This is a genomic window from Parvularcula dongshanensis, from assembly GCF_014199615.1.
Lineage (GTDB): Bacteria > Pseudomonadota > Alphaproteobacteria > Caulobacterales > Parvularculaceae > Parvularcula > Parvularcula dongshanensis.
On sequence record NZ_JACHOB010000001.1, the window covers coordinates 757,778 to 782,695 of the forward strand.

A 24,918-nucleotide genomic window follows, 5' to 3' on the forward strand; every position below is an offset into this window, starting at 1 on the left:
GCCGGGGCGTAGCGGCGGCGACCCTGCATGGAAAGCGCCCGACGCCTGCGCGCTGGTCAGGCGCGCGCGCGCATGCTTGATGGCGGCATGACCCCGCCCCGTTCCCCCACCGGTGTGCCCGCGCCGCTCTTCGACGCCGAGCCCGCCGCGCGCGAGGCGCCGGACCTCTCCGTCGTGCTTCCGATGTACAACGAGGCCGGAAATGCCGGCCGGCTGGTCCGGGAGATCGCGGCGGCGTTGTCCGCCTCGCTTCCCGAGCTTCGTTTCGAGATCGTCACGGTCGACGACGCCTCGACCGACAGCACCCGGGAAGAGCTCGTCGCGGCCAAGGCGGAGGCGCCGCTCCGCGTCCTCGTCCACGCCCGAAACGCAGGGCAGAGCCGTGCCGTGCGCACGGGCGTCCTCGGTGCCCGTGCGCCGCTGATCGCGACCCTGGACGGCGACGGACAGAACGTGCCTGCGGACGTGCCCGCCCTCTACAGGCAGCTGACGCGGGCGGACGCACCGCCCCTCCTCGCGATGGTGGCGGGCGAGCGGCAAGGCCGCCAGGACACCCGGCGGAAGCTCGTCGCCTCGCGAGCCGCCAACGCGCTCCGGCAGGCGCTTCTCAAGGACGGGGCGGGGGACACCGGCTGCGGTCTCAAGGTGTTCCGGCGGGACGCTTTCCTGCGCCTTCCCTACTTCGATCACCTGCATCGCTACCTGCCCGCGCTGATGCGGCGCGAAGGGTTCGAGGTCGAGTTCGCGGCGGTCTCCCACCGCCCGAGGACCGCGGGCGTCTCGAAGTATACGAATCTCGGCCGGGCTGCGGTCGCGGCCCGCGACCTGATGGGCGTGACCTGGCTCCTCGCGAGGGGCCGCAGCCCCGAGCGGATCGAGGAAGCGTAAGGGGGCGCCGCCCGCTCCGGCGGCGCTTCGCGACTCTAGCATCGGTTCAACGTTCCTTTACGGCCCCCTGTCTAAAGGGTCACCTCGCGGCCCGGGCTCCCGGGCGGATGGGCAGGGGCTCGGAATGAAGGACGCACAGGCCGTAGGTCCGGATACGGTGCGCTTTGCGCTCGAAGCGGCGGGTCAAGCCATGTTCGAGTACGACGCGGGCGCCGAAGGCGCACTTCGCTGGGCGGACCCGAGCGGCGCCGAAGCGGTCTTGGGCGGCAGCACCCTAACCGACTACAGCGTCTTCAGTGATCTTCTGAACCCGGAAGACGCGCTGCGCCGCGAGGCCGCGGTGCAGGAAGCGCGCGCTTCGGGCGGGTCCTACGCCGTCGAGTACGCGCTCTATCCCCGGGACGAGACGGGGCGGAACCTCGCGCCCCGCTGGGTCGAGGAACGCGGCACCTGGATGCAGTTCGGCGCGACCGAGCGCCTGATCGCCGTCGTCCGACGCATCGACGAGCAGAAGAAGCGCGAGGCGCGCTTGTCCTACCTCGCCGCCTATGACGACCTCACCGGGGCCCTCAACCGTGCCCGGATCAAGGAAGAGCTGAAAGACGCTCTCAAGGAAGCCCATGACGGGTCTTCCATCGCCTACCTCCTCGTCGGAATCGACGATGTCGGCGCGATCAACGCAGGCTTCGGGTTCGACGTGGCCGACCAGGTCATCATCGCCGTCGCCGAGCGCCTGTCCGGCGTCGTAGGCGAGCGCGGCCTATGCGGCCGGGTGGCAGGCACCAAGTTCGGCGTCATCTTGCGCCTCGGCGAGGGCGAGACCGTGCGCGAGCGTGCGGTCGCGATCCTCAACGCGATGCGCGAGAGCGTCGTCTCGACCAGCGCGGGCGGCGTCGCCGTCTCGGTCTGCGTCGGGGCGGCAACGCTCGGCACGGAGGTCGAGAGCGCCGAGGCGGCCATGGGCATGACCGACGCCGCCTTCGACGCCGCGCGTCAGACCGGTCCTTCGTCCTGGTCCGCCTTCTCCGAGCGGACGGAGATGACCTCCGCACGGCGCCGGAACACCGAGATGTCGGACGTGATCCTGACCGCGCTCAACCAGCGCCGCGTCTACCTCGCTTATCAGCCGATCGTCACCGATCTGACCGAGGGGCCGAACGCCTACACCAAGTACGAGTGCCTGATCCGCATGCGCGGCGACAACGGCGAAGAGATCCCGGCCCCTGCCTTCATTCCTGCGGCCGAACGCCTGGGCCTCGTCCACCTCCTCGACCGCCGCGTGCTCGAGCTCGCGACCGAGGCGCTGGTGAAGGCGCCCGGCATCGCGCTCAACGTGAACATCTCTTGGGAGACGGTGAAGGACCCGCTCTGGGCCGAGGGCTACATCGCGCATCTCCGCGCCAACCGTCACCTCGCGGACCGACTGACGGTCGAGTTGACCGAGACGCAGGCCGTGGACGCGATCGAGGCGTCGGTCGAGTTCGTCTCCGAGATCAAGTCGCTCGGCTGCCGCTTCGCGATCGACGACTTCGGCGCCGGCTACACGAGCTTCCGGAACCTCAAGGCGCTCGACATCGACGTCCTGAAGATCGACGGGTCCTTCGTCACCGGCGTCAGCTCCAGCCGCGAGAATCAGCTGTTCGTCCGCACCCTTCTCGACCTCGCCCGGAACTTCGAGATGAAGACCGTGGCCGAGTGGGTGGACAACGAGACCGACGCGATGCTCCTCAAGGGCCTCGGCGTCGACTACCTGCAGGGCTTCTTGATCGGAAAGCCCGAGGCGCACCCCGAATGGTCCGCAGATTTGCGTCAGGCCCCCGGCGCGAGGGCCGCGTCGTGAGCGCGCAGCCACGCCCCCGCCGCGTCCAAGCTACGGGCCCCAGGGGCGAAGCCCTGCGCGAACAGCTGGATCATGTGGAAGCCGCTCCGCAGGCGAAGGGTCAGGCGAACGCCGTCCTCGCCCGCACGCTGCGCGAGGCGAAGGCCCTCGTCGCGCAGGATCTCGTCTGAGCCGAGGTCCAAGAAGGTAGGCGGCAGCCCGCTGAGGTTCCTCTCGAGCAGCGTCTGATCGGGGTCCGCCGCACGCGACCTTCCGAACGCCATCGCCGCCAGCCTGTCGTCCTGCGCGTGCGCGTTCATCGCATCGTCCGGGTTCCCGCGACTGCGGCTGCGCCCATAGGCTCGGCTCGTATTGGGCGAGAAGAGCAGGAGAGCATCCGGCCTCGCACCGTGAAGCGCGCAGGCGAGGGCCAGGTGTCCGCCGGCGCTGTCGCCCGAAAGGACGAACGTGCTTTGAAGCGTGGCGACGCCCGCCAGCACCGCTTCGCGCTGCGCTGGCCAGGCTTCCTCGGGCGCCAGCGGATAGGCGGGCAGGATCACGCGCCGCCCCGCCGCCCGGGCGAGGTGCACGCCGAGCGCCAGATGGCTTTCCGGGCTGCCGAAGACGTAGCCGCCGCCGTGGAGGTGAACGATCGGCGTTCTCGCCGTGCCCTTCGGGACGACCTCCAGCGTGCGTAGGGGCCCGAGCGTGCTCTCGGACAAAGCGAGGCCGCTGAGGTCCACCGGTCCCGCGGCCCTCGCCAGCGCCGCGAAGCCCGTCCGCATCGCGGCGACGTCGCCTTCGACGGGGTGGGCCTCGATCAGACCGCGAAGCTCGTCCTCAGTCACCCGGTCGTCCTCAAGACGAAGGTCTCGTAGTCCTCGGGCGTGTCGATGCCCGCCGCGGCCCCCTCGACCAAGCCGACCGCGATCCGCCCGCCCGTCTCGAGAACGCGGAGCTGCTCCAGGCTCTCGGCGCCTTCGAGCGGCGTCGGCGGCGTCGCCGCGAAGGCCTGAAGCGTCTCCGGGGTGTAGGCGTAAAGGCCGATGTGAAGGTGATAGGCGGCGGCGCCGCGGGGATAGGGAATCCGGCTTCGCGAGAAGTAGAGCGCGTTCCTGATGCCGTCCTCGTCCGGTTGGGAAAGCGCGACCTTGACCGCGTTGGGGTCGGCTGGATCGGCGTCGGCCGGGAAGGGGGCGGCGAGGGTGCTGACGAAGGCGGGGCGATCCCCGCGCAGCGTCTTGGCGTGCAGTTCGATCAACGCCTCGACGGCGCCCGGGTCGACCTCCGGCTCGTCGCCTTGAAGGTTGACGACGATGCCCGCGCCCGTCCCTCGCGCGGCCTCGGCGATGCGGGCGCTGCCCGTCGTGTGCCCGGCATCGGTCATCACCGCCTCGCCGCCGAAGCCGCGAACCGCCGCCGCGATGCGCTCGTCGTCCGTCGCGACCAGCACGTCTGCGTCCTTCACGCCGACAGCGGCCTCCCAGACGTGTTGGATCAGCGGCTTGCCCGTCCGGTCGAGGAGCGGCTTGCCCGGCAGGCGCGTCGAGCCCCAACGGGCGGGCAGGACGATCAGAGCCCGCGCGCTCACGACAGCCTGTACTGGGGTAGGAGGGTGCGAAGCGCCGCGGCCGCGCCGCCCCCCGCGAGGATGCCGAGGGCATTGGCGGTGAGGTCGAGAAGGTCGCCCTGGCGCACGCCGCCCATCGCCTGGAGCACTTCGATCACCCCGCCATAAAGAAGGAGCGCGCCGAGGGTCAGCGCGGCGGCGTCGCGGTGGCGGCCGAAGGCGAGCGAGGCGACGACGCTCAGGCCGCCATAGGTGATGAAGTGGTTCACCTTGTCCCCGTAAGCCGCAGTGCCGAACAAGAAGCGCGAGATCAGAACCCCCGGGTCGGTCCCGCCCGTCGCCTCGGTCGGGTCCGGCATCAGGCTGAGGACGAGGACGATGGCGGCGAGCGCGAAGGTCGCCGCGCGCAGGGTCAGGCGTGCGCGTCGGCGCGTCTCGGCGGAAAGGGGCGTCACTCCGCGGCCTGCCGCCCCGGGGCGTCTTCTTGCGCGGCTTCCCAATCGATCGCGCTGCGCACGATCAGGTCCAGGTCGTTGAAGCGCGGCGTCCAGCGCAGCGTGCTTCGGACCTTCGCGTCGTCGGCGATGAGCTGCGGCGGATCGCCCGCACGCCGCGGGGCGACGACGGTGGGAAGAGCGCGTCCTGTGACGCGGGCCACCGCCGAGACGACCTCGCGGACGGAGGCCCCTTCGCCGTAGCCGCAGTTGAGGACCACCGACCGGCCCCCCTCGCAGAGGTAGTCGAGCGCGGCGAGGTGCGCCTCCGCCATGTCGGCGACGTGCAGGAAGTCGCGGATCGGCGTGCCGTCGGGCGTCTCGTAGTCGTCGCCGTAGATGCGCAAGGGCTCCTTGCGGGTGCCGACGCTGACCTGCGCCGCCGCGCGGATCAGGTGGCGCGGACGGCCCGTCTCCCCGGCGCGCAAGGCGGGGTCGGCGCCCGCGACGTTGAAGTAGCGGAGCGTGGCGACGCGAATGCCCGCCGCGCGAGAGGCGTCCGCGACCACCCGCTCCGCCATGCCCATGGCCGCGCCGAACGGCGAGATGGGGCGGAGCGCCGTCTCCTCCGCGATGGGCATCCGGTCGGGCACGCCGTAGACCGAGGCGGTCGACGAGAAGACGAGCCGGTCCACCCCCGCCTCGACGGCGGCGCGCGTAGCGGTGAGGGTGCGGATCAGCGTGTCCTCGTACTCGGCGAGCGGATCGCTGACCGATAGGTCCACGGCGCCCGACCCGCCGGCGAAGTGCACGATCTGCGTGACCCCATGCTCAGTCAGCGCCGTCGCGAGGCGCGTGGGGTCGTCTCGCCCGACCAGCACGAACGGAACGGTCGAAAGCGCGGGCACGAGGGCGCCCGAAACGTCGATGCCCACGGCTGGGCGGCCTTCGTCCTGAAGGCAGAGAAGCATCTGCGTGCCGAGGTAGCCGGCTGCCCCGATGACTGCTGTCGTCACGCGCCGCCTCCCTGACGGTTCCGCTTTTGGAGAGCCGACTGCCGCTGGCCTTCGGGTCCCGTATTCATGCCGCGCTCCGCGCTCGCCGCGAGCCTCCTCGTTAAAGCGATCTGCCCCCGCCCGCTAGGGGCACTCCCCCCCGCCGCGGCCCCTTGGCCCCGAACCTGCAGCGCGGGAATGTCTGCCAATCGCTTCTCCTTAGTCCTAAGCACTTCTCATGATGAACGAAGCCGCCCCCGAAGAGACGGAGCCGCCGATCCTGATCGCGGTCGGGGACGTGCACGGCCGGGCGGACCTTCTGGACGCGCTGATCGACAAGGCGGAGCGCAAGGCCAAGGGGCGCCGTTGCCGCTTCGTCCTCCTAGGCGACTATGTGGACCGCGGACCCGACAGCCGCGGCGTCCTCGACCGCCTCCTGGCGCTTCGCGCCCGGCGGCCGGATACGATCCTCCTCAAGGGCAATCACGAGCAGGGCCTCCTCGACTTCCTCGCCGAGCCGGATCAGGTCGACGCGTGGTTGTCCTGGGGCGGGCGCGAGACGCTTCGCAGCTACGGCGTCGCGGTCGGCGAGCAGGACGAGCCGCGCGCGCTGCGCGACCGCTTCGCCGAGGCGCTGCCCGATGAGCACTTCGCGCTGCTGATGAGCCTCCCGCTGACTTACGAGGTGCCGGGCTACCTCTTCGTCCACGCCGGCCTTCACCCTGATCGGCCGATCGAGGCGCAGCGGGAGCGCGACCTTCTTTGGGTGAGGAGGGCGTGGCTGGAAGGCGGCAAGGACCGCTTCGAGCCCGTCGTCGTGCACGGCCACACGCCGGTCGACCGGCCCGAGAACCTATCCTGGCGCGTGAACGTGGACACGGGCGCGGTCTGGTCGTCGCGGCTGAGTGCGCTGTGGCTGGAGAGGGGACGGCGGCGCTTCTTGAATACCTGACGCGGGAACCGCCGTTCCGCCTCCGCAACGACCCGTTAGGTCAGTCCGTCAGGTGCAGGCCGTCATTGGCGGCGGGGTTCACCGTCATCGGAACGAAGCCCGCCACGTCCGCATCGAGCTCGGCGAGCTTCTCAGGGGTCAGGCTTCCGGCGACGAGGCTCGCGGCTTCCGCGGCGTCGCGGTCACCCTGCTTCGCGGCGAGGGCGTACCAGTAGTAGGAGCGCGCCGCGTCTCGGTCCCCCGCCGGCATCGGGTTGTCGGGCGAGGACGGATCGTAGAGGTAGCCGAGGTTGTACATCGAATCGACGACGCCGTAGCTCGCCGCGTTGTCGAACCAGTCGACCGCCGCGCGCACGTTCTGCTGACCCGTCGTGCCGAAGACCTCGATCGAGCCCAGGCGGTGCATGGCCAGCACGTTGCCCATCATCGCGGCGTCGGAGAAGTGCCGCTCGGCCATGAGTGGGTTCTCCGGTACGCCCGTGCCCTTGTAGTAGGCTTCGCCGATCTCGAAGCGGGCAGGGATGGAGCCGGCCTCCGCGGCCTCTTCGAAGAGGCGGACGGCCTCGGCGGCCTCGGGGGCCGTCGTGGCGGTGGCTTGGCGGACCTTCGCTTCCCGGTAGAGCGCGCCCGCGTCGATCGAAGGCTCGGCCTGGACGGGGGCAGGGGTGGGGGCGATCACCGGCGCCGCGCTCGCCGCTGCGGCAGGGGCCGGACGCGGGGCCTCCTTCGCCTCGCCGCCGAACATCGCCCAGGCCGCGACCGCGGCCGCGAGGACGAGGACCGTCAGGAGCGCGATGTGGACCACGCCGAAGCGCCGCCCTTCGCTCGTCGCGCCGCCGAGAAGGCGCTCGGCCAGGCGGGGCTTCTCCTCCGCCTCGGGGGCCTCGAAGACCGGCGCGCCGATGTCGGGATCGGAGGCCGGCGCCTCGGACGCAGGTGCGGGGGCGGCGGGGGCGGCGTCCGCCTCGCGCTCGGCCTCGATCCGCTTCTGGCGGGCCTTGGCCGCGAGCAGCACCTTCTGGCGGGGCGAGAGGCGCGCGAGGCGCTCCTTCGCGCCGCTGCTCGCCGGCAGGTCGTCGTCGGGTCCGTCCTCGGGCGGCAGCGGCGCCGAGAGGGTCGGGTCGGCCGCGGCGAGCGGTTGGGCGGAGCCCTTCTCGCCGGAAGGCGCGTCGCTCAGCTGGCCGAAGACCGCATCGAACTCCTCGTCGCCGCTCGCGACGTCGCCGTCGAGCGAGTCGGCCTGGAGCGGGGCGGGGGTCTCGTCGGGGAAGGGCGGTTCGGCCTCGCCGTCGGGCTCGTCCGCAGGCAGCGGGCGTCCTTCCAGCCGTGCCATCATCGCTTCGTAGGAGCGTTGCAGCTGCGAGACCTTGAGGTCCGCCTCGCGGGTCGCCTGAGCGAGGCTCTCGCCCCCCAGCCCTTCGAGTTCGAGCGGCGCTTCGCCGGTCTCGGCGGCTTCGTTCGAGGCCTCCGCGCCCAGCACCGCCCGGCGCAGCGTCTCGAGGGAGCCCGCGACCTCGCCGATGCCCTCGGCGCTTCTGTGCTCTGCCGCCTCGATCTTGTCCGACAGGCGGCCGACCATCTCCTCGACCATGCGGATCTGGTCGCCGGACCGCTTGATCTCGTTGCCGAGGATCTGCAGCCGCTTCGAGGTCTGCTCGACGAAGGCCGTATCGGTCGAACCCGCCGCCTGCTGCGCCTCCTCCATCACGGCCTTCGCCGTGCGCTCGGTCCGGTCGAGGTGCTGGCCGACCGCGTCGATCGCGTCGTGCACCTCGGCGAAGCCCGCGCTCAGGCGGCTGTCGAGGACGTCGACGCGGCCGGCGAGCGCGCTCAGCGCCTCTTCGTTCTCGCGGATCTTGTCGAGGGATTCCGAGCGGGTGACCTCGAGCGCCTCGACCATGGAGGTGAGGGCGCGCTCGAGCGTCTTGAGCCCGTCGATCTGGCCCCGATTGCCTTCGCCGCGCTCCAGCCGCTCGATGCGCTCGGAGAGCCCTTCGCTCGAGCCTTGCGCCTTCTCGCGCTCGACCCGCTTGATCCGTTCAAAGACGGTCTCGAGTCCGTGGCCTAGGTCGCCCGCGACGCGGCGCGATCGTTCCTCGGACTGGCGCACGCTGTCCTCGGTCAGGCGCAGGCGGTCGTTGATGCGGTTGAGGCTGTCGACGACGGCGCGCAGCTGCTCGATCGTGACGCCCGTGCCGGCGTTCGGCGAGAGGGCGGCCGGAGCGCCCTCGGCGGCGTTCTCCCCAGCCTTGTCCCCAGGCTCGCCATGCTCACCGACCTCGCGGATCGCCTGGTTCATCCACTCACCGAGCGTCATGCCGGCCTTGCGCGCGGCCTCCTTGGCGACGACCCGCGCTTCGGGGTCGATGCCTTTGACGCTCCAAGGTACGTTGGACTTCATGATGCCCCTTCGATCCCACGGCGGCCGGCGGGCCAGCCCGGCCCTCTCGCCGCGCCCGACCCGTCCTTGGGTTAAGACGTTTTCCCCAGAAGGTGAAGAGTCGTGGTTAACAAAATCATAAGTTCCGTTAACGACGCGCTGCCGCTCGCCCGTCCGGCGCGAGGCCGTATTCTTTGCCCCCGGCGAGCGTCCTGCTAGACCGTCTTCACAACAGAACGATCAGGCCGACACGCCTTCAAAGGGAGCCCGCCCATGCCCGTCTACGACGCGCCGATCCGCGACATGCAGTTCCTTCTGCATGACGTCCTCAAGCTTCAGAACTTCTCGAACCTCGAAGGCTTCGCCGATGCCTCGCCGGACGTGATCGACGCCTTCCTCGAAGAGGCCGGCCGGTGGCACCGCGACGTGATCGCGCCGCTCAACCGGACGGGCGACATGGAGGGCTGCAAGCGCGCCGAGGACGGCTCGGTGACGACGCCCAAAGGCTTCAAGGAGGCCTACAAGCAGTTCTGCGAGAACGGCTTCATCTCGATCGCGATGGATCCCGATTATGGCGGGCAGGGCCTGCCCCTCGTCCTCGCCTACGCGATCAACGAGATGACCTCGTCGGCGAACCAGGCCTTCGGCATGTATCCGGGCCTGTCATCCGGCGCCTACCACGCGATCCATCAGAACGCGTCGGACGAGCAGAAACAGAAGTACCTGCCCAAGATGGTCACTGGCAAGTGGTCCGGCACCATGAACCTGACCGAGCCGCAATGCGGCACGGACCTCGGCCTCATCCGCACCAAGGCCGTCCCTCAAGGTGACGGCAGCTACAAGATCTCGGGCCAGAAGATCTGGATCTCCGCCGGCGAGCACGACATGGCGGACAACATCATCCACCTCGTCCTTGCCCGGATCGAAGGGGCGCCCGAGGGGATCAAGGGCATCTCCCTCTTCATCGTGCCGAAGTTCATGGTGGAAGAGGACGGCTCGCTCGGCGAGCGCAACGGCGTCTCCTGCGGCGGCCTCGAAGAGAAGATGGGCATTCACGGCAACGCCACCTGCGTCATGAACTACGACGAGGCGACCGGCTTCCTCGTCGGCGAGGAACACAAGGGCATGCGCGCCATGTTCGTGATGATGAACGAGGCGCGCCTCGGCGTCGGCCTCCAGGGCATGGCCCAGGCCGAGGTCGCGATGCAGAACGCCGCCGCCTTCGCGCGCGACCGCCTGCAGTCGCGCTCGGTGACCGGCGCCAAGGCGCCGGACCTGCCCGCCGACCCCATCATCGTTCACCCGGACGTGCGCCGTATGCTGATGGATACGCGCGCCTTCGTCGAGGGCGCGCGGGCGCTCACCTACTGGACCGCGCTGCAGGCCGACCTCCTGCACAAGGGCGAAGACGAGAAGACCCGGCAGAAGGCCGGCGACTACATGGCGCTGCTCACCCCCGTCATCAAAGCCTACCAGACCCACAAGGGCTATCAGGGCACGAACGACGCGATGCAGGTCTTCGGCGGCTCGGGCTACGTCGAGGAGTGGGGCATGAGCCAGTTCGTGCGCGATTGCCGCATCGCCATGATCTACGAGGGGACGAACGGCATCCAGGCGCTCGACCTCGTCGGCCGCAAGCTGATGGCCGAGGGCGGGCGCTACTGGCAGACCTTCTTCGCCGAGCTCGACGAGTGGTGCGCGGACAACAAGGGCGTCTCCGAAGAGCTCGACGGCCACATCGAGAAGCTGCTCGAGGCGAAGGGCGAGCTTCTGGAAGCGACCCAGTGGCTCGGCATGAACGCGATGGCGAACTTCGACCACGCGGGCGCGGCCAGCCACGACTACCTCCACCTCTTCGGCCTCGTCGCGCTCGCCTACATGTGGGCGCTGATGGCGAAGGAGGCCGAAGACAGGAAGGGCGAGGACGATCCGTTCTACAAGAACAAGCTCGTCACCGCGCGCTACTTCTTCGAGCGCGTCCTGCCCGAGACGAGCGCGCACCTCGCCAAGGTCAAGACCGGCTCGGACGCGATGATGGCGCTTCCGGCCGAGGCGTTCTGAGGATGCAGGAACCGTTCGCGATGCGGAAGAACTCGCGATGAGCCTGCTCTTCGGCACTGCGGGCCGGATCGGTAACGACAAGGCGCTTCGTCAGCTTCAGGACTTCCTTCTTGAAGGCGAGGAGATCCTCCTCGCCTTCAAGGTCGTCCGCGACGTCCACGCTTTGACGACGCGTCGCATCCTGTCTTTGAACGTCCAGGGCGTGACCGGCTCCAAGAAGGAGTTGCGGACGATCCCCTGGTCCAAGGTCTCCGCCTTCTCGATCGAGAGCGCGGGCACGTTCGACATGGATGCAGAGCTGAAGCTCTACGTCTCCGGTCTCGCCCCCATCGAGATCAAGCTCGACAAGGGGACGCCCTTCGCGGAGGTGCAGCGGGTCCTCGCGCAGCGGGTGGCGGGCTGACGTCCGACGTCACCCCATCGAGATCGGGTTCAACTTGTTGCGGAACCGCCGCTTGTCCGAGCGCCACATGACGAAGGTGAAGACGGCGAGACCGGCATAGACGACGCCCGCCAGGGCGGCGACGGCCTGACCGGGCAGGGGGCCGAGAGCGAGGGCGTCCCACGCGGCCTGGTCGTGCGTCGGGCCGAAGACCTTGCCGTAGAGGGCCATGGTCTGCACCGTGAAGATCCACATGTAGTTCCGGCGCAGGCGCCGACCGAGCGCCCGTCTGAACTGGATGTGGTGCTCGGGCCGCTCGTAGTCCTGCGCCAGGCGGTCCTGCCAGGCTTGGCCCGTGACCGGATTGCCGCGCAGGAGGGGGGCGTAGAAGTGGATCTCGATCCATCGCGCCCGCGCCCGCCAGACGTTGAAGTAGCGGTAGCGGCGCGCCTCCAGGTACAAGAAGACGCCGATCAGCGCCGAGACTAGCAGGAGCGGCATCGCGGAAGCCTCGGGCGAGGCGTAGGAGATCGTGAGCGCGAGTCCCAAGCTGACGACGGACCAGTTGGTCGTGGCGTCGAGCCGCGTCCGCCAGATGGTCGAGCGGTAGATCTCGCCTCGGTAGAGATGGGCGAGGGCGCCCATCTCCGAGCTTGAGAACTCGTCCTCTTCGTTCGCTCCCGGCACGCTCATCTCATCCTCGGTACGGCTGCCGCCACCCTGCCACCGTTCGCGGCGCGGCACAGGGCGCGACTGCAGAAAACCTTCCCTCCCTGTGCGGCGGATCACAGAAGCGTTCCCGCCGGGGGGCGTAAGCCGGGTCACCGCCAGGAAGGCGGCCTCTAGGGAGAGACTCTCATGATCCTGCAAGCCTTGCTCGCCGCGGCGAGCCTTCACGCCGCGCCGGCGACGGCGGACGTCACCCTCCGCTTCGACGCGGAGCTTCTCTCGACCAGCACGGGACGCGAGAAGATCTACGCGAAGTTCGAACGCGCCGCGGCGCGCAGCTGCATCGATCACCCCCGCCACGCCTCCACCATTCGGCAGGCCAAGATCTGCATGGCGGACCTCATGGACCAGTTCGTGGACCAGGTCGGCGACGCGCGGCTGACGGCGCTTCACGAGGGGGAGGCGCGTCCGGCCTACGCGCGGCGCTGAGCATCCCCGCGGCCTATCGGGAGCGGGCCGCGGGGAACGCCCCGGAGGCTAGGGCCGTTCGCGGCCTTTGCCACCGGGGCGCGCCATGCTCGACTTCATCACCGGGATCATCCGCTCGGGCGGTCTCTTCGGAATCGCGTTCCTGACCTTCGCGGAGAACGTCTTCCCGCCGATCCCGTCGGAACTCATCCTGCCGCTCGCGGGCTTCGTCGCCGTCGACGGCGACCTGACCTTGCCGGGCATCATCGTCGCGGGCTCGATCGGTTCGCTCGCGGGGGCGGTCTTGTGGTACTACATCGGCGTCTGGGTGGGGGCGGACCGCCTGCGCCGCCTCGCGGCGCGGCACGGCCGCTGGGTCACCGCCTCGCCCGAGGACCTCGACCGCGCGCTCGAGTGGTTCAAGACGCGCGGCGGCCTCGCCGTCTTCCTGTGCCGCATGGTGCCGGGCCTCAGGACCTACATCTCGCTTCCGGCGGGCTTCTCCCGCATGCCGATGGGCCGGTTCGTCCTCTACTCGGCCGCCGGCACGGTGATCTGGACCTCCGCGCTCGTCCTTGCGGGCTACTGGCTCGAGAACGCGTTCGAGGACGTCGAGGCCTGGCTCGGACCGGTCACGAACGTCGTCGTGGTGGCGGTCGCCGCCGCCTACCTTTGGCGCGTCCTCCGCTATGGGCACCGCGGCAGCACGAAGAAGTGATGGGGCGGGACGATTGTTCCTACCCTGATCAAGGCGCACAATTCCGCTCACGCGGCGGACCCGCGCTTAGGAGTCCCGTGATGGACAAGAAGACCGGGGGCAAGAAGCCCTCGAAACCCGAGATCTCGAAGAAGCCCGAGGCCGGCAAAGCTGGTACCCAGCCGAAGACGGGCGACAAGCCCCGCGGCAAGCGCTAAGCCAGGAGGGACGGCGCGGCGTTCGCCCCGCCGCGCCGAGCCTCTCACGCTTCAAGTCGTAGCGCCGCGTGCTACCGGCGGATCACCCGCACCTCTCCCCGATCGATCTTGCGCTTGATCCCTCGCAGCGCGACCCGGGCCAACTCCCGCCGCACGAACGGGATGAGCAGCGCGAACCCCATCGCGTCCGTCACGAAGCCCGGCGTCATCAAGAGCGGCGCGGCGAGCAGAAGCCCCGCGCCGTCCACCGTCGGCCCGACGGGCACCTGACCGGACCGCACCGTGCGGCGATAGTCCCGCGCGACGCCCAGCCCCTGACGCTTGAGGACGAAGGCGCCGAGAGCGGCCGTGCCGATCGTCATCAGCACCACCACCAGCCAGTTCGTCGCCTGTCCGACCTCCACGATCAACGCGATCTCGACGATCGGCAGGACGAGCAACAGAAGGATCAGGGCGACGAACATGGCGCCTCCGCGCGGGCGAGAAGGGAAAGACGGTTCTTGGGGGTGGGATGGTAACCCCCTTCGCCCTACATAGGGAAACCAAGCCTGCGCAACGAGGGGGCGCCGCCAGGGGCGCTCCGAAAGCTTCATGGATCCGAGCGTCATCTTCTTCTTCGCCCTTGCGGCCTTCCTCAGCTACCGGCTGTTCACGGTGCTGGGCACGAAGGGCGGACACGAGCCCGAGGAGAACGAGCGGCCCCGCGTCGTGCCGACCGCCGAAGCGCGCACCGAGGCGGCCGAGGCCGAGCCGGAAACCGAAGAGCCCCGGCCGTCCAAGCCGCTGCCCGCATGGGCGCAGGTGATCCGCGAGGACGATCCCCGCTTCGACCCCGCCGCCTTCCAGGCCGGCGCCAAGGCGGCCTACGAGATGATCGTCACGGCCTTCGCGCGCGGCGACCTCTCCGAAGTCGCCGACTACCTCGACCCCTCCGTCCGAAAGGCCTTCGAGGTCGCGATCGACGGACGGACGCAAGCGAAGCAGACGCTGGACGTCACCTTCGTCGGCATCGAGCGGGCGGACGTAGTCGACGCTCATCGTCAGAGCGCCCACATCGAGGTCACGGTCGACTTCGCCTCCGACCAGATCCGCGTCACGCGCGATGCCGGCGGCGAAGTGATCGACGGCGACCCTGCCAGGATCGACGCCGTGCGCGACCGCTGGACCTTCGCGCGGCCGCTTCGGTCCAAGGATCCCAACTGGACCCTGGTCGCCACGGGCGGCGACGCAAGGGACTGACCGCCCGGTGCGCCGGGGGGCTCTCGCTCTTTTGGGCTTGCTCGCTCTCGCCGCCTGCGGGCGTGAGGCGGGACCGTTCGAGCTTCGTGCCGCCCGCTTCTCGGACCTGCCGGGCTGGAACGCCGACGCGGTCGAGGCGGCGCTGCCGGCCTTCAGGCGGTCCTGCGCCGCGATGGCGGGCCGCTCGGACGACGCTGCGATGAACCCGCTCGAACGGCTCGGCCATGAAGACGTGCCGACGCTCTCGGGCACGGTCGCGGACTGGCGCGAGGCCTGCCTCGCGGCGGAGGCGCTGCGAGAGGCCCCGTCGCCCGCCGCGGCCCGCAGCTTCTTCGAGATGCAGTTCACGCCGGTCGAGGTGCGGGCGGACGGCTCGCTCTTCACCGGCTACTTCGAGCCTTCCTACCCCGCGAGGGCGCAGGCGCAGGCGCCCTACACCGCGCCCGTCCTGACCCGTCCGCCGGACCTTCTCACCGCCGACCTCGGCGCGTTCAAAGAGGACCTTCAAGGCCAGGACATCGTCGGCCGGGTCGAAGGCGACCGCTTCGTGCCCTATCCGGACGCCGAGACGATCGCCGCAGATCCCCCGGAAGGGGCGGAGGCCCTCGCCTATATCGACCCCAACGACCTCCTCTTCCTGCAGATCCAGGGCTCCGGCCGCCTCGTCTTCGAGGACGGCAGCGTGCTGCGCGCGGGCTACGCCGCGAAGAACGGCCGCGCTTACGTCGCGGTCGGACGGACGCTGGTCCGAGACGGCGCGATGGCGCTCGAGGACGTCTCGATGCAGTCGATCATGGCCTGGCTGAGAAGCGCCTCGCCGGAGGACGCCGCGCGGGTGCGGCACTCGAACCCTTCTTACGTCTTCTTCCGTCCGCTGACGCTCGCCGACGATGCGCTCGGCCCGCTCGGCGCGCAGGGCGTGCAGCTGACGCCGGGACGCAGCCTTGCGGTCGACAGGCGGTTTCACGCCATGGGCGCGCCGGTCTTCCTCGCGACGGAGCGGACCGAGGAGAACCCGGCCTATGCCCGCCTCATGGTCGCGCAGGACACGGGCGGCGCGATCCGCGGACCCGTGCGCGGCGACGTCTTCTTCGGTGCCGGCGAAGCGGCCGCCGAGGCGGCGGGTACGATGAACGCGGAGGGCCGCCTGTTCGTTCTTCTTCCGCAACGACTGGCGGCCCGGCTTCTCGATGCGCAGGTCTAGACGCCTCAGCCCATCGGAGGCGGCGCTGTGGCGCGCGGTCTCGGACAAGGTGACCCCGCTGGAAGCGAGGCCTGCTTTGCCGGCCCAAGAGGCGGCCGTGCCCGACCCCCGAGCCGAGAAGACCGAGCGCCCCGCCCCCCGGCCCAAGCCGCCGAACCCGCCCCCCGCCCTGGCCCCCGTCCCGGCCCCCGCGGCCCGCCTCGGCGCCGGCGACCCGAAGGAGGCGCGCCGCGTCGCGCGCGGGCGGCGCGAGATCGACGCGAGCCTCGACCTTCACGGCCTGACCCAGGACCAGGCCTATGTCCGCCTCTTGCGCTTCGTCGAGGTCGGCGCGGCGACCGGCGCGCGGACCCTCCTCGTCGTCACCGGCAAGGGCAGAGGCGAGGCGAGGGTGCCCTTCGCGGAGGCCCCCCGCGGGATCCTGCGCGAGCGCTTCTTGGACTGGGTCGAGACCGAACCCCTGCGAAGCCGCATCGCCTCGGTCCGCGGCGCGCACCAGCGCCATGGCGGGCGGGGCGCGTTCTACGTGTTCCTGAAGCGGCGGAAGGGGTAAACCCTGCGCAGTTCTGCCTCTTCCGCGCTCAGCGGTAGGGGCCCAGAACGCTCGTCATAGCCGACTTCGAGGCCGTCATGGTGCACGATCCCGTCTTCCTCTTCGACCTCGACGGCACGCTCGTCGACAGCGTCTACCAGCACGTCCTCGCCTGGAAGGCGGCGCTCGACGAGGAGGGGATCGCCCTCTCCGTCTGGCGGATCCACCGCAAGATCGGCATGTCGGGCGGCCTCTTCACGAACCAGCTCCTGCGCGAGACGGGGGTCGAGGTGACCGAGGAGCACTCGAACAAGCTCCGCGCGGCGCACGCCAAGGCCTACAAGGACCTCGCGGGCGGGGTGCGGCCGCTGCCGGGCGCCGTTGAGCTGCTCGACGCGCTCGACGCGGGCGGCATTCCCTGGGCGGTCGCGACGTCCGGGCGGATGGAGACGGCGGCGGTGAACCTCGAACGGCTCGGCGTCGACCCGGGCAAGAAGACGATCGTCACCCGCGACCAGGTCCGCTTCGCCAAGCCCGACCCCGACCTCTTCGTCACCGCGGCCGAGCGGCTCGGCGTGCCGATCGAGAGCGCCATGGTGATCGGCGATTCGATCTGGGACATGCACGCGGCGATCCGCTGCCGCGCGCTCGGTATCGGCCTTCTCTCCGGCGGCTACGGCACCGGAGAGCTGCAGGAGGCGGGGGCCTTCCGCGTCTTCGAGGACCCCGCCGACCTCCTTCGCCACCTCGATGAGGTGGGCGGCCGGCGGCGCTAGCTCAGTCGCGCGGCTCTGCGGGGACGGAGGGGCCGGCCTCGCCGCCGCCTTCGATGTGGCCGCCGAACTGATGCCGCATGGCGGAGAGGAGCTTGTTCCCGAACGAACTCTGACGCCGCGACTCGAACCGCGCGAAGAGGGCCGCGGCGATGGTCGGCACCGGCACCTCCTCCTCGACGGCGGCCTCCAGCGTCCAGCGCGCCTCGCCGCTGTCCGAGACGTGACCGGAGTAGGACTCGAGGTGCTGATCCGCGTTCAGCGCGTTGGCGTTGAGGTCGAGGAGCCAGGACCGGATCACCGAGCCGCGCCGCCAGACCTCGGCGATGCCGGCGAGGTCGAGGTCGTAGCAGAGGTCGTCGGCGCGCAAGGACGAGCTTGCGTTGCGAAGCACATCGAAGCCCTCGGCATAGGCCTGCATCAGGCCGTACTCGATGCCGTTGTGGACCATCTTCACGAAGTGCCCGGACCCCGTCCGGCCGCAATAGGCGTAGCCGCGGTCGGGCCGGTCGTCCTCGGCCTTCCGCCCTTCCGTGCGCGGCGCCGCGTCCTCGCCGGGGGCGAGGGCGGCGAAGACCGGGTCGAGCCTCTCGACCTGCGCTTCGTTGCCGCCGATCATCAAGGAGAAGCCTTCGCGCAGGCCCCACACGCCGCCGGACACGCCGACATCGACGTAGTCGATGCTGCGCTTCGCAAGCTCGCCCGCCCGCCGCACGTCGTCCTTGTAGTAGGTGTTGCCCCCGTCGATGACGCAGTCGCCCGGGTCCAGCATCTCGCCGAGCTGCCGGATCGTGTCCTCCGTGATCCGCCCGGCGGGCAGCATGACCCAGACCGTTCGGGGCGCGGGCAGGTCCGTGATGGCCTCCAGCCCGCTCAGCGGCGAGGCGCCGTCCTTCGCGAGCGCGTCCACCGCCTCCGACTGGACGTCGAAGACGTTGACCTCGATGCCTGCGGCCATCAGCCGCCGGGTCAGGCCCGCGCCCATCCTGCCGAGCCCGATCATCGTGAAGCTGCCGTCCATGGTCCGTCTCCTTACGCAGTCGTTCTGTTCCTTGCGCAGGACGTAGAGCCCGAGCCGACGGGCGCCAGGGCAGGGAGCAGGGCGGCGGCGCCCGCGACGGGATTCGAGGCCGGCGGCGCAGCCCAGGCGCTCACGTAGCCGAAGGCGATAGCGCACCTCATGCGCTCACGTAGCCGAAGGCGGTAGCGCACCTCATGCGCTCAGGTAGCGAAGGCGGTAGCGCACCTCATGCGCTCAAGTAGCCGAAGGCGGTAGCGCACTCGAAGAGAGTGTCACGAAAGCTTCGCACGACGCAGCTACCGCCCGCGAACGACGACGCGTGAGCGGGGCATTCCATGGTTCTGGGGATTGAGTTCTGGGCGATGCTCGGCTTCGCCTTCGCGGCCTACGCCGTGGTCGGCAACGACGCGCTGCAGACGCTGGGGACGTTCATCAACTCGAACCGGCACGTCCACTGGACGCTGCTCTTCGCCTTCGCGGCCGTCATCCTGGTCGCGGTCTTCACCTATGGCTGGATGAGGAACGGCGGCGATCCGTCCTTCGGGCGCCTGACCAACACGGCGAAGTACCCGGTCTTCGAAGTCCGGTGGTACCACACCATTCCGCCCCTCGTGCTCTTGGTCCTGACGCGGCTCGGCATCCCGGTCTCGACCTCCTTCATGGTGCTGGCGATCTTCGCGGAGGCGTCGGGCCTCACCTCCATGCTGAACAAGTCGCTGATCGGCTACGTCGTCGCCTTCGTGACCGGCGGCGTCGTCTACGCGGTCCTGACCCCGACGCTCGAGCGCTGGTTCCGCAGCACGGAGGACCGGCCGCGCGGCCTCGTCTGGATCGGGCTTCAATGGACGGTCACCGCTTATCTTTGGGGCGTGTGGCTGGCGCAGGACTTCGCCAACATCTTCGTCTTCCTGCCGCGCGAGCTTTCGGCCGCCCAGTCCTTCTCAGCGATGGCGGTGATCATCGTCCTCCTCGGCATCACCTTCGCGAACCAGGGCGGGCCCGTGCAGCGCATCCTGCGCTCCAAGACGGCCGTCACGGACATCCGCTCGGCGACGATCATCGACTTCACCTACGCCTCGCTCCTCCTCTTCTTCCTGCAGCTCTCGAACATCCCGATGTCGACGACCTTCGTCTTCCTCGGCCTCATCGCGGGGCGGGAGTACGTGATGGCGCACCTCTTCAAGACGCGCGACCTCAAGGGCACGAGCAAGATCGTCCTCTCCGATGCCGGCAAGGCGGGGCTCGGGCTCTTCATCTCCGTCGTCCTGGCCCTGACCCTGCCGGCCCTCGGCCGCATCCTCGCGGGGGGTTGAGCGGACGCGCGCCCGCGCCTATAGCGCCCCCCTTCCGGCCGCCGGGCGAACGGCATGCCCAGGCGGCCCCACACGTACCATCACGAGGTCTCAAATGCCGAAGCTGAAGACGAAGTCGGGCGCGAAGAAGCGCTTCCGCATCACGGGCAAGGGCAAGATCAAGGCGGGCCAGACCGGCAAGCGCCACGGCATGATCAAGCGCACGCCCAAGCAGATCCGCCAGAAGCGCGGCCTCACCGTGATGTCCGAAGCCGACCAGAAGGTCGTCAAGAAGTACATGCCCTACGCGCGCTGACGCGCCGCCGGGGTTCTCTTTTCACGCTCTCAGCTTACAGGTTTCATCATGGCACGAGTGAAAGGCGGCACGACCGCTCACGCCCGCCACCGCAAGGTCATCTCCCAAGCCAAGGGTTACAGAGGTCGCCGCAAGAACACCTTCCGCATCGCCAACCAGGCGGTCGAGAAGGCCGGCCAGTACGCCTATCGCGACCGCAAGGCCCGCAAGCGCAACTTCCGCAGCCTGTGGATCCAGCGCATCAACGCCGCCGCGCGCGAGCACGGCATGACCTACTCGGTCTTCATCTCCGGCCTCGCCAAGGCGGGCATCGAGGTCGACCGCAAGATGCTGGCCGAAATCGCCGCGCGCGAACCGGCCGCCTTCGCCGAGATCGCCGCGAAGGCGAAGGGCGCGCTGGCGTAAGCCTTCGGCCTCTTCTTCCAAGCGGACGCCCGGCCTCACCGCCGGGCGTTCTTGTATGGCGCGCCGCCCTTGGGCAGGAGCAAGCGTTATGGACGACCTCAAGACTCTCGAAGACCAGATCACGGACGCCATCCGGGCCGCCGAGGACGAGCGCGGCCTCGAGGCCGTGCGCGTCTCAGCCCTCGGCAAGAAGGGCGCGGTGTCCGAGCGGATGAAGACCCTCGGCCGCATGACGCCCGAGGAGCGCAAGGAGGCGGGGCCCGCCCTCAACGGCCTCAAGGCGCGCATCGCCGAGGCGATCGAAGCGCGCCGCGGCGTCCTCGCGGAGGCGGCGCTTACGGCGCGCCTGAAGGCCGAGGCGGTGGACGTGACCCTGCCGGTCGCCACGCCGGCGCGGGGCCGCATCCACCCCGTCACCCAAGTCTTCCGCGAGGTCGAGGCGATCTTCGGCGCGATGGGCTTCGAGACGCGCGAGGGGCCGGACGTCGAGGACGACTTCCACAACTTCACCGCACTCAACTTCCCCGAGGGCCACCCCGCCCGCGAGATGCACGACACCTTCTTCTTCGAGCCGAAGGAGGACGGCAGCCGCATGCTCCTGCGCACGCACACGAGCCCCGTGCAGGTGCGCACCATGCTGACCGAGAAGCCGCCGATCCGCATCATCGCGCCGGGCCGCACCTTCCGTTGCGACTCGGACCAGACGCACACGCCCATGTTCCACCAGGTCGAAGGCCTCGTCATCGACCGCTCGACCCATATGGGCCACCTCAAGGGCACGCTCGAAGCGTTCCTCAAAGCTTTCTTCGAGGTCGACGAGGTCGAGACCCGCTTCCGCCCCCACTTCTTTCCGTTCACGGAGCCCTCTGCCGAGATGGACGTGCGCTACACCCGCGAGGGCGAGCGCGTCGTGATCGGGCAGGGGGACGCGTGGATGGAGATCCTGGGCTGCGGCATGGTCCACCCGAACGTGCTCAGATCCTGCGGCCTCGACCCCGACGAGTTCCAGGGCTTCGCCTTCGGCATGGGCGTCGACCGTCTCGCCATGCTGAAATACGGCATCCCGGACCTGCGCGACTTCTTCGCCGCGGACGTCCGGTGGCTGCAGCATTACGGCTTCGCGCCGGAAGCGTGAGGGGAACGAGATGAGCGACAGAACGGAACCTCAGGGCGAGCTTGCGATCCGCACCCTGCCAATGCCCTCGGACCTCAACGCCGCGGGCGACGTCTTCGGCGGCTACGTCATGGCGCAGATGGACATCGCGGGCTCTTTGATGGCCTACGAGATCGCGGGCGGGCGGGTCGCCACGGTCGCGGTCGACGGCATGGCCTTCGTCGCCCCGGTCAAGGTCGGCGACATCCTCTGCGTCTACAACTGCCTTCGCAGGCGCGGCCGGACCTCCGTCACCATCGGTGTCGAGGCCTGGGTCAGAAGGCGCGTCATCGGCGAGTGGACCAAGGTCACCCATGCCGACTTCACCTATGTCCACCTGGACGGCACGGGCCGCCCTGCGCCCCTGCCGGAGGCTAGCTCATGAAGTTCACGCTCTCCTGGCTGAAGGACCACCTCGAAACGGACGCCTCGCTCGATGAGATCACCGAGGCCATGGTGCGCGTCGGGCTCGAGGTCGAGGACGTCCACGACCCCGCTGCGGCACTCGCGCCGATCTCGGTCGGCTACGTCAAGACCGCTGAGCGTCATCCGGATGCGGACAAGCTGCAGGTCTGCTCGGTCGAAACGAAGGACGGGACCCAGCAGATCGTCTGCGGCGCGCCCAATGCGCGGGCGGGGATCAAGGTCGCCTACGCCCCTGTCGGCGCCTACGTGCCCGGCATCGACACGACCCTGACCAAGGCCAAGATCCGCGGCGTCGAGAGCCTCGGCATGCTCTGCTCGGTCCGCGAGCTCGAGCTCGGCGACGAGCATGACGGCATCATGGAGCTGCCCGCGGACGCCGAGGTCGGCGCGCCGCTGACGGATGTCCTTGGACCCTCGGACCCCGTGATCGACTTCGAGGTGACGCCGAACCGTCCCGATACGAACGGCGTGGACGGCGTCGCCCGCGACCTCGCAGCCGCAGGGCTCGGGACGCTCAAGGATGAAAGCGTAGAGCCGGTCCGGGGCGCGTTCGCCCAGCCTGTCCCCGTCGAGATCGACGACGAGGGGGCCTGCCCCGCCTTCGCCTCGCGGCTCATTCGCGGCGTGAAGAACGGGCCGAGCCCCAAATGGCTTCAGGACCGCCTGCGCGCGATCGGCCTCCGGCCCATCAACGCGCTCGTCGACGTCACGAACTTCCTCACTCACGACCGCGCCCGGCCCCTGCACGTCTACGACGCGGCCAAGATCACGGGCACGCTCCGTGCCCGGATGGGCCGCGAGGGCGAAGAACTCGACGCGCTCGACGGCAAGGCCTATGCAGTCACGCCCGACATGTGCGTCATCGCGGACGACGCGCGCGTCCTGGGCCTCGGCGGCGTCATGGGCGGCGAGCATTCCGGCTCCGAAGAGGACACGACCGACGTCCTCATCGAGTGCGCGCTCTTCGACCCCTTGCGCACCGCGCGCACGGGGCGGACGACCGGCATCACCTCTGACGCCCGCTACCGCTTCGAACGCGGCGTCGATCCGGCCTCGGTCCTGCCGGGGATCGAGCTTGCGACGCGGCTGATCCTCGACATGTGCGGCGGCGAGCCGTCGGAGGTCGCGGTCGCGGGGCGCATTCCGACCGAGCGCGCCACCGTCGCCTTCCCGCCCTCGGAGGTGGCACGCCTGACAGGCCTTAACGTCGCCGAGGACGAGATGGACCGCATCCTCACCGCGCTCGGCTTCGCGGTCGAGCGTGGGGCAGGGCAGTGGACCGTCACCGTGCCGACGGCGCGCCCCGACGTCACGCACAAGGCCGACCTCGTCGAAGAGGTCGCGCGCATCGTGGGGCTCGATGACCTGCCCGCCGCGACCCTGCCGCCGCTGCAGCCCGTGCAGATGGCGAGGCTCGACACACTGCCCGCGCGCAGCCGCGCCGTGCGCTCTGCGCTCGCGAACGAGGGCTACCTCGAGGCGGTGACCTGGGCCTTTACCGACGAGGGCGCGGCGGGCCTCTTCGGCGGCACCGATCCGGGGCTGAAGCTCGCCAACCCCATCTCCTCGGACCTTGGCGTCATGCGGCCGAGCCCGCTGCCGAACCTCCTCCTCGCCGTGCGCCGCAACCGTGCGCGGGGGGCGGAGAGCGTCGCGTTGTTCGAGCTCGGCGGCGCCTACGCGACCGACAAGCCCGATGGCCAGAAGGCAGTGGCCTGCGGCGTCCTCTCCGGCACCGGCCCCCGCGACTGGCGGGAGCGGCGACAGGCGCCGGACGTCTTCACCGCCAAGGCGCACGCCCTCCTCGCGCTCGAAGCGGCCGGCGTGACGACCGCGAACTTGATGACGATCGCCGACGGCCCGGACCACTACCACCCAGGCCGTAAGGGCCGCCTCGGCCTCGGGCCGAAGCTGATCCTCGCGGCGTTCGGCGAGGTGCACCCCGGCGTCCTCGCCGCGATGGACGTCCCCGGCCCCGTCGCGGCGTTCGAGGTGTTCCTCGACCGCGTGCCCGCCGCGCGCTCGAAGACGACGGCCAAGCCCGCGCTCGGGGCCTCGGACCTGATGCCGCTTCGCCGCGACTTCGCCTTCGTGGTCGAGGAGGGCGTCTCCGCCGAAGCGCTGATCAGGGCCGTCAGAGGCGCAGAGAAGAAGCTCGTCTCGGACGTCCGCCTCTTCGACCTCTACGAAGGGGAGGGGGTGCCCCAAGGGCACAAGTCCCTCGCCATCGAGGTCGTTCTGCAGCCGAAAGACCGGACGCTGACCGAAGAGGACATCGAGGCGGTCTCGGGCCGCATCGTGGCGGCCGCCGGCAAGCTCGGCGCGGTCCAGCGATGAGGCCGAAGCCGAAGCCCGACGACTGGTCGCCGCCGCCCCCGCCGCCTTCGGACCCGCTTCTCGGCCGCTTCGTCACGCTCCAGCCGCTCGACCCCGAAGCGGACGCCGAGGCGGTCTTCTACGCGCTCGGCAACGGCACGGAGCCCGACGTCTACCGTCACGCCGTGATGGGCGGCTTCACCGAGCCCGACGGTTTGCGCGACGCGCTACGCGGACGGATGGGGGACGGCATCCCGTTCCGGATCGACGACGCGAAGACCGGCGAGGCGCTCGGCCTCATCTCCTACCTGCGCATCCGGCCCAATCACGGCTCGGCCGAGATCGGCGGTCTCGCCTACGGGCCGGCCCTGCGCCGCACGCCCGGCGGCACCGAAGCCGTCTACCTCCTCCTCGCCCGCCTCTTCGAGACCGGCTACCGCCGCGCGGAGTGGAAGTGCGACACGCAGAACGAGACCTCGAAGCGCGCCGCGACGCGCTACGGCTTCACCTTCGAGGGCGTCTTCCGCCAGGACATGATGATCCGCGGCGGCAACCGCGACACGGCCTGGTACTCGATCATCGACCGGGAGTGGCCGCCCGTGCGCCAAGCCTTCGAAGCCTGGCTGTCCGAAGACAACTTCACCGAGGAAGGCGAGCAGAAAGAGGCCCTCGCCGCTCTTCGCGACCGCTTGCGCGCCTCCTGAGCTT

The 24,918-nt window shown here is 69.9% G+C and carries 26 protein-coding genes; 18 read left to right on the forward strand and 8 right to left on the reverse strand.

All coding sequences use genetic code 11. The features are described 5' to 3' along the window. Window positions 1-27: 27 nt before the first annotated feature. Window positions 28-888, forward strand: a complete 861-nt coding sequence (locus GGQ59_RS03585) for a glycosyltransferase family 2 protein (RefSeq protein ID WP_246408244.1) — start codon at window positions 28-30, stop codon at window positions 886-888. A 124-nt stretch (window positions 889-1,012) separates the two neighbouring features. Then, window positions 1,013-2,728 carry an EAL domain-containing protein gene (locus GGQ59_RS03590; RefSeq protein ID WP_183815876.1) on the forward strand — a complete coding sequence of 572 codons (1,716 nt, stop codon included), beginning with the start codon at window positions 1,013-1,015 and terminating at the stop codon, window positions 2,726-2,728. On the opposite strand, the gene GGQ59_RS03595 is transcribed toward GGQ59_RS03590, so the two are convergent. The 4 genes from GGQ59_RS03595 to galE are packed head-to-tail and all read right to left on the reverse strand — an operon-like array spanning window position 2,698 to window position 5,727. Beyond that, entirely contained in the window at window positions 2,698-3,555 is an 858-nt protein-coding gene (locus GGQ59_RS03595; protein ID WP_183815877.1) for an alpha/beta hydrolase fold domain-containing protein, read from the reverse strand. The genes GGQ59_RS03590 and GGQ59_RS03595 overlap by 31 nt on opposite strands. After that, window positions 3,552-4,298, reverse strand: a complete 747-nt coding sequence (kdsB, locus tag GGQ59_RS03600; protein ID WP_183815879.1) for a 3-deoxy-manno-octulosonate cytidylyltransferase — start codon at window positions 4,296-4,298, stop codon at window positions 3,552-3,554. The genes GGQ59_RS03595 and kdsB overlap by 4 nt, the downstream gene beginning before the upstream one ends. Next, window positions 4,295-4,732, reverse strand: coding sequence for a VanZ family protein (locus tag GGQ59_RS03605; protein ID WP_183815881.1), 438 nt, complete (start codon window positions 4,730-4,732; stop codon window positions 4,295-4,297). The genes kdsB and GGQ59_RS03605 overlap by 4 nt, the downstream gene beginning before the upstream one ends. Further along, window positions 4,729-5,727: a UDP-glucose 4-epimerase GalE gene (gene galE, locus GGQ59_RS03610; RefSeq protein ID WP_183815884.1), complete on the reverse strand. Its 999-nt coding sequence runs from the start codon at window positions 5,725-5,727 to the stop codon at window positions 4,729-4,731. The genes GGQ59_RS03605 and galE overlap by 4 nt, the downstream gene beginning before the upstream one ends. A 217-nt stretch (window positions 5,728-5,944) precedes the next feature. On the opposite strand from galE, the gene GGQ59_RS03615 reads away from it, so the two are divergent. Further along, on the forward strand, window positions 5,945-6,658 hold the full coding sequence (locus tag GGQ59_RS03615) for a metallophosphoesterase family protein (protein ID WP_183815886.1): 714 nt from the start codon (window positions 5,945-5,947) through the stop codon (window positions 6,656-6,658). A gap of 40 nt (window positions 6,659-6,698) precedes the next feature. Here GGQ59_RS03615 and GGQ59_RS03620 read toward each other — a convergent pair whose 3' ends face one another. Beyond that, on the reverse strand, window positions 6,699-9,059 hold the full coding sequence (locus GGQ59_RS03620; protein ID WP_183815888.1) for a tetratricopeptide repeat protein: 2,361 nt from the start codon (window positions 9,057-9,059) through the stop codon (window positions 6,699-6,701). Window positions 9,060-9,311: 252 nt separating this feature from the next. Between GGQ59_RS03620 and GGQ59_RS03625 the strand changes: the two genes are divergently transcribed. Next, complete coding sequence (locus tag GGQ59_RS03625; protein WP_183815890.1) at window positions 9,312-11,099, forward strand: acyl-CoA dehydrogenase C-terminal domain-containing protein; 1,788 nt, start codon at window positions 9,312-9,314, stop codon at window positions 11,097-11,099. Window positions 11,100-11,136: 37 nt separating this feature from the next. Further along, on the forward strand, window positions 11,137-11,502 hold the full coding sequence (locus tag GGQ59_RS03630) for a PH domain-containing protein (RefSeq protein WP_183815892.1): 366 nt from the start codon (window positions 11,137-11,139) through the stop codon (window positions 11,500-11,502). Between the two features lie 9 nt (window positions 11,503-11,511). Here GGQ59_RS03630 and GGQ59_RS03635 read toward each other — a convergent pair whose 3' ends face one another. After that, window positions 11,512-12,174 carry a DUF2270 domain-containing protein gene (locus tag GGQ59_RS03635; protein WP_221400848.1) on the reverse strand — a complete coding sequence of 221 codons (663 nt, stop codon included), beginning with the start codon at window positions 12,172-12,174 and terminating at the stop codon, window positions 11,512-11,514. A 165-nt stretch (window positions 12,175-12,339) separates the two neighbouring features. Here GGQ59_RS03635 and GGQ59_RS03640 point away from each other — a divergent pair, with 165 nt between their 5' ends. Both GGQ59_RS03640 and GGQ59_RS03645 read left to right on the forward strand, forming a co-directional pair. Then, entirely contained in the window at window positions 12,340-12,639 is a 300-nt protein-coding gene (locus tag GGQ59_RS03640; RefSeq protein ID WP_183815895.1) for a UrcA family protein, read from the forward strand. Window positions 12,640-12,724: 85 nt separating this feature from the next. After that, window positions 12,725-13,336, forward strand: a complete 612-nt coding sequence (locus GGQ59_RS03645) for a DedA family protein (protein WP_183815897.1) — start codon at window positions 12,725-12,727, stop codon at window positions 13,334-13,336. A gap of 268 nt (window positions 13,337-13,604) precedes the next feature. Here the strand turns inward: GGQ59_RS03645 and GGQ59_RS03650 are convergent, their stop codons facing one another. Continuing rightward, complete coding sequence (locus tag GGQ59_RS03650) at window positions 13,605-13,997, reverse strand: FxsA family protein (RefSeq protein ID WP_183815899.1); 393 nt, start codon at window positions 13,995-13,997, stop codon at window positions 13,605-13,607. Window positions 13,998-14,124: 127 nt separating this feature from the next. On the opposite strand from GGQ59_RS03650, the gene GGQ59_RS03655 reads away from it, so the two are divergent. From GGQ59_RS03655 to GGQ59_RS03670, 4 genes are all read left to right on the forward strand, one after another. Next, a complete protein-coding gene (locus GGQ59_RS03655; RefSeq protein WP_183815901.1) occupies window positions 14,125-14,772 on the forward strand; it encodes a Tim44/TimA family putative adaptor protein in 648 nt (215 codons plus the stop codon). Window positions 14,773-14,809: 37 nt separating this feature from the next. Beyond that, window positions 14,810-15,976 carry a murein transglycosylase A gene (gene mltA / locus GGQ59_RS03660; protein ID WP_221400849.1) on the forward strand — a complete coding sequence of 389 codons (1,167 nt, stop codon included), beginning with the start codon at window positions 14,810-14,812 and terminating at the stop codon, window positions 15,974-15,976. Further along, window positions 15,963-16,529, forward strand: a complete 567-nt coding sequence (locus GGQ59_RS03665) for a Smr/MutS family protein (protein WP_183815903.1) — start codon at window positions 15,963-15,965, stop codon at window positions 16,527-16,529. Before mltA ends, GGQ59_RS03665 begins: the two co-directional genes overlap by 14 nt. 77 nt (window positions 16,530-16,606) lie before the next feature. Beyond that, a complete protein-coding gene (locus tag GGQ59_RS03670) occupies window positions 16,607-17,284 on the forward strand; it encodes an HAD family hydrolase (RefSeq protein ID WP_183815906.1) in 678 nt (225 codons plus the stop codon). A gap of 1 nt (window position 17,285) precedes the next feature. Here the strand turns inward: GGQ59_RS03670 and gnd are convergent, their stop codons facing one another. Further along, window positions 17,286-18,302, reverse strand: coding sequence for a phosphogluconate dehydrogenase (NAD(+)-dependent, decarboxylating) (gnd, locus tag GGQ59_RS03675; RefSeq protein ID WP_221400850.1), 1,017 nt, complete (start codon window positions 18,300-18,302; stop codon window positions 17,286-17,288). A 341-nt stretch (window positions 18,303-18,643) separates the two neighbouring features. Between gnd and GGQ59_RS03680 the strand changes: the two genes are divergently transcribed. The 7 genes from GGQ59_RS03680 (at window position 18,644) to GGQ59_RS03710 (ending at window position 24,914) form a co-directional block, all read left to right on the forward strand. After that, window positions 18,644-19,615, forward strand: a complete 972-nt coding sequence (locus tag GGQ59_RS03680) for a hypothetical protein (RefSeq protein WP_425511348.1) — start codon at window positions 18,644-18,646, stop codon at window positions 19,613-19,615. Window positions 19,616-19,709: 94 nt separating this feature from the next. Beyond that, a complete protein-coding gene (rpmI, locus tag GGQ59_RS03685) occupies window positions 19,710-19,910 on the forward strand; it encodes a 50S ribosomal protein L35 (RefSeq protein ID WP_183815910.1) in 201 nt (66 codons plus the stop codon). 48 nt (window positions 19,911-19,958) lie between these two features. Then, entirely contained in the window at window positions 19,959-20,315 is a 357-nt protein-coding gene (gene rplT, locus GGQ59_RS03690) for a 50S ribosomal protein L20 (protein WP_183815912.1), read from the forward strand. A gap of 88 nt (window positions 20,316-20,403) precedes the next feature. Then, window positions 20,404-21,450, forward strand: a complete 1,047-nt coding sequence (gene pheS, locus GGQ59_RS03695) for a phenylalanine--tRNA ligase subunit alpha (protein ID WP_183815914.1) — start codon at window positions 20,404-20,406, stop codon at window positions 21,448-21,450. A gap of 10 nt (window positions 21,451-21,460) precedes the next feature. Next, window positions 21,461-21,853 (forward strand): acyl-CoA thioesterase, encoded by a 393-nt coding sequence (locus GGQ59_RS03700; protein WP_183815916.1) that lies wholly within the window; start codon window positions 21,461-21,463, stop codon window positions 21,851-21,853. Further along, the gene (pheT, locus tag GGQ59_RS03705) at window positions 21,850-24,231 is read left to right on the forward strand and encodes a phenylalanine--tRNA ligase subunit beta (protein WP_183815918.1); all 2,382 of its coding nucleotides are present in this window, start codon (window positions 21,850-21,852) and stop codon (window positions 24,229-24,231) included. The genes GGQ59_RS03700 and pheT overlap by 4 nt, the downstream gene beginning before the upstream one ends. After that, window positions 24,228-24,914, forward strand: a complete 687-nt coding sequence (locus GGQ59_RS03710; protein WP_183815920.1) for a GNAT family N-acetyltransferase — start codon at window positions 24,228-24,230, stop codon at window positions 24,912-24,914. Before pheT ends, GGQ59_RS03710 begins: the two co-directional genes overlap by 4 nt. The last annotated feature ends 4 nt before the right edge of the window (window positions 24,915-24,918 follow it).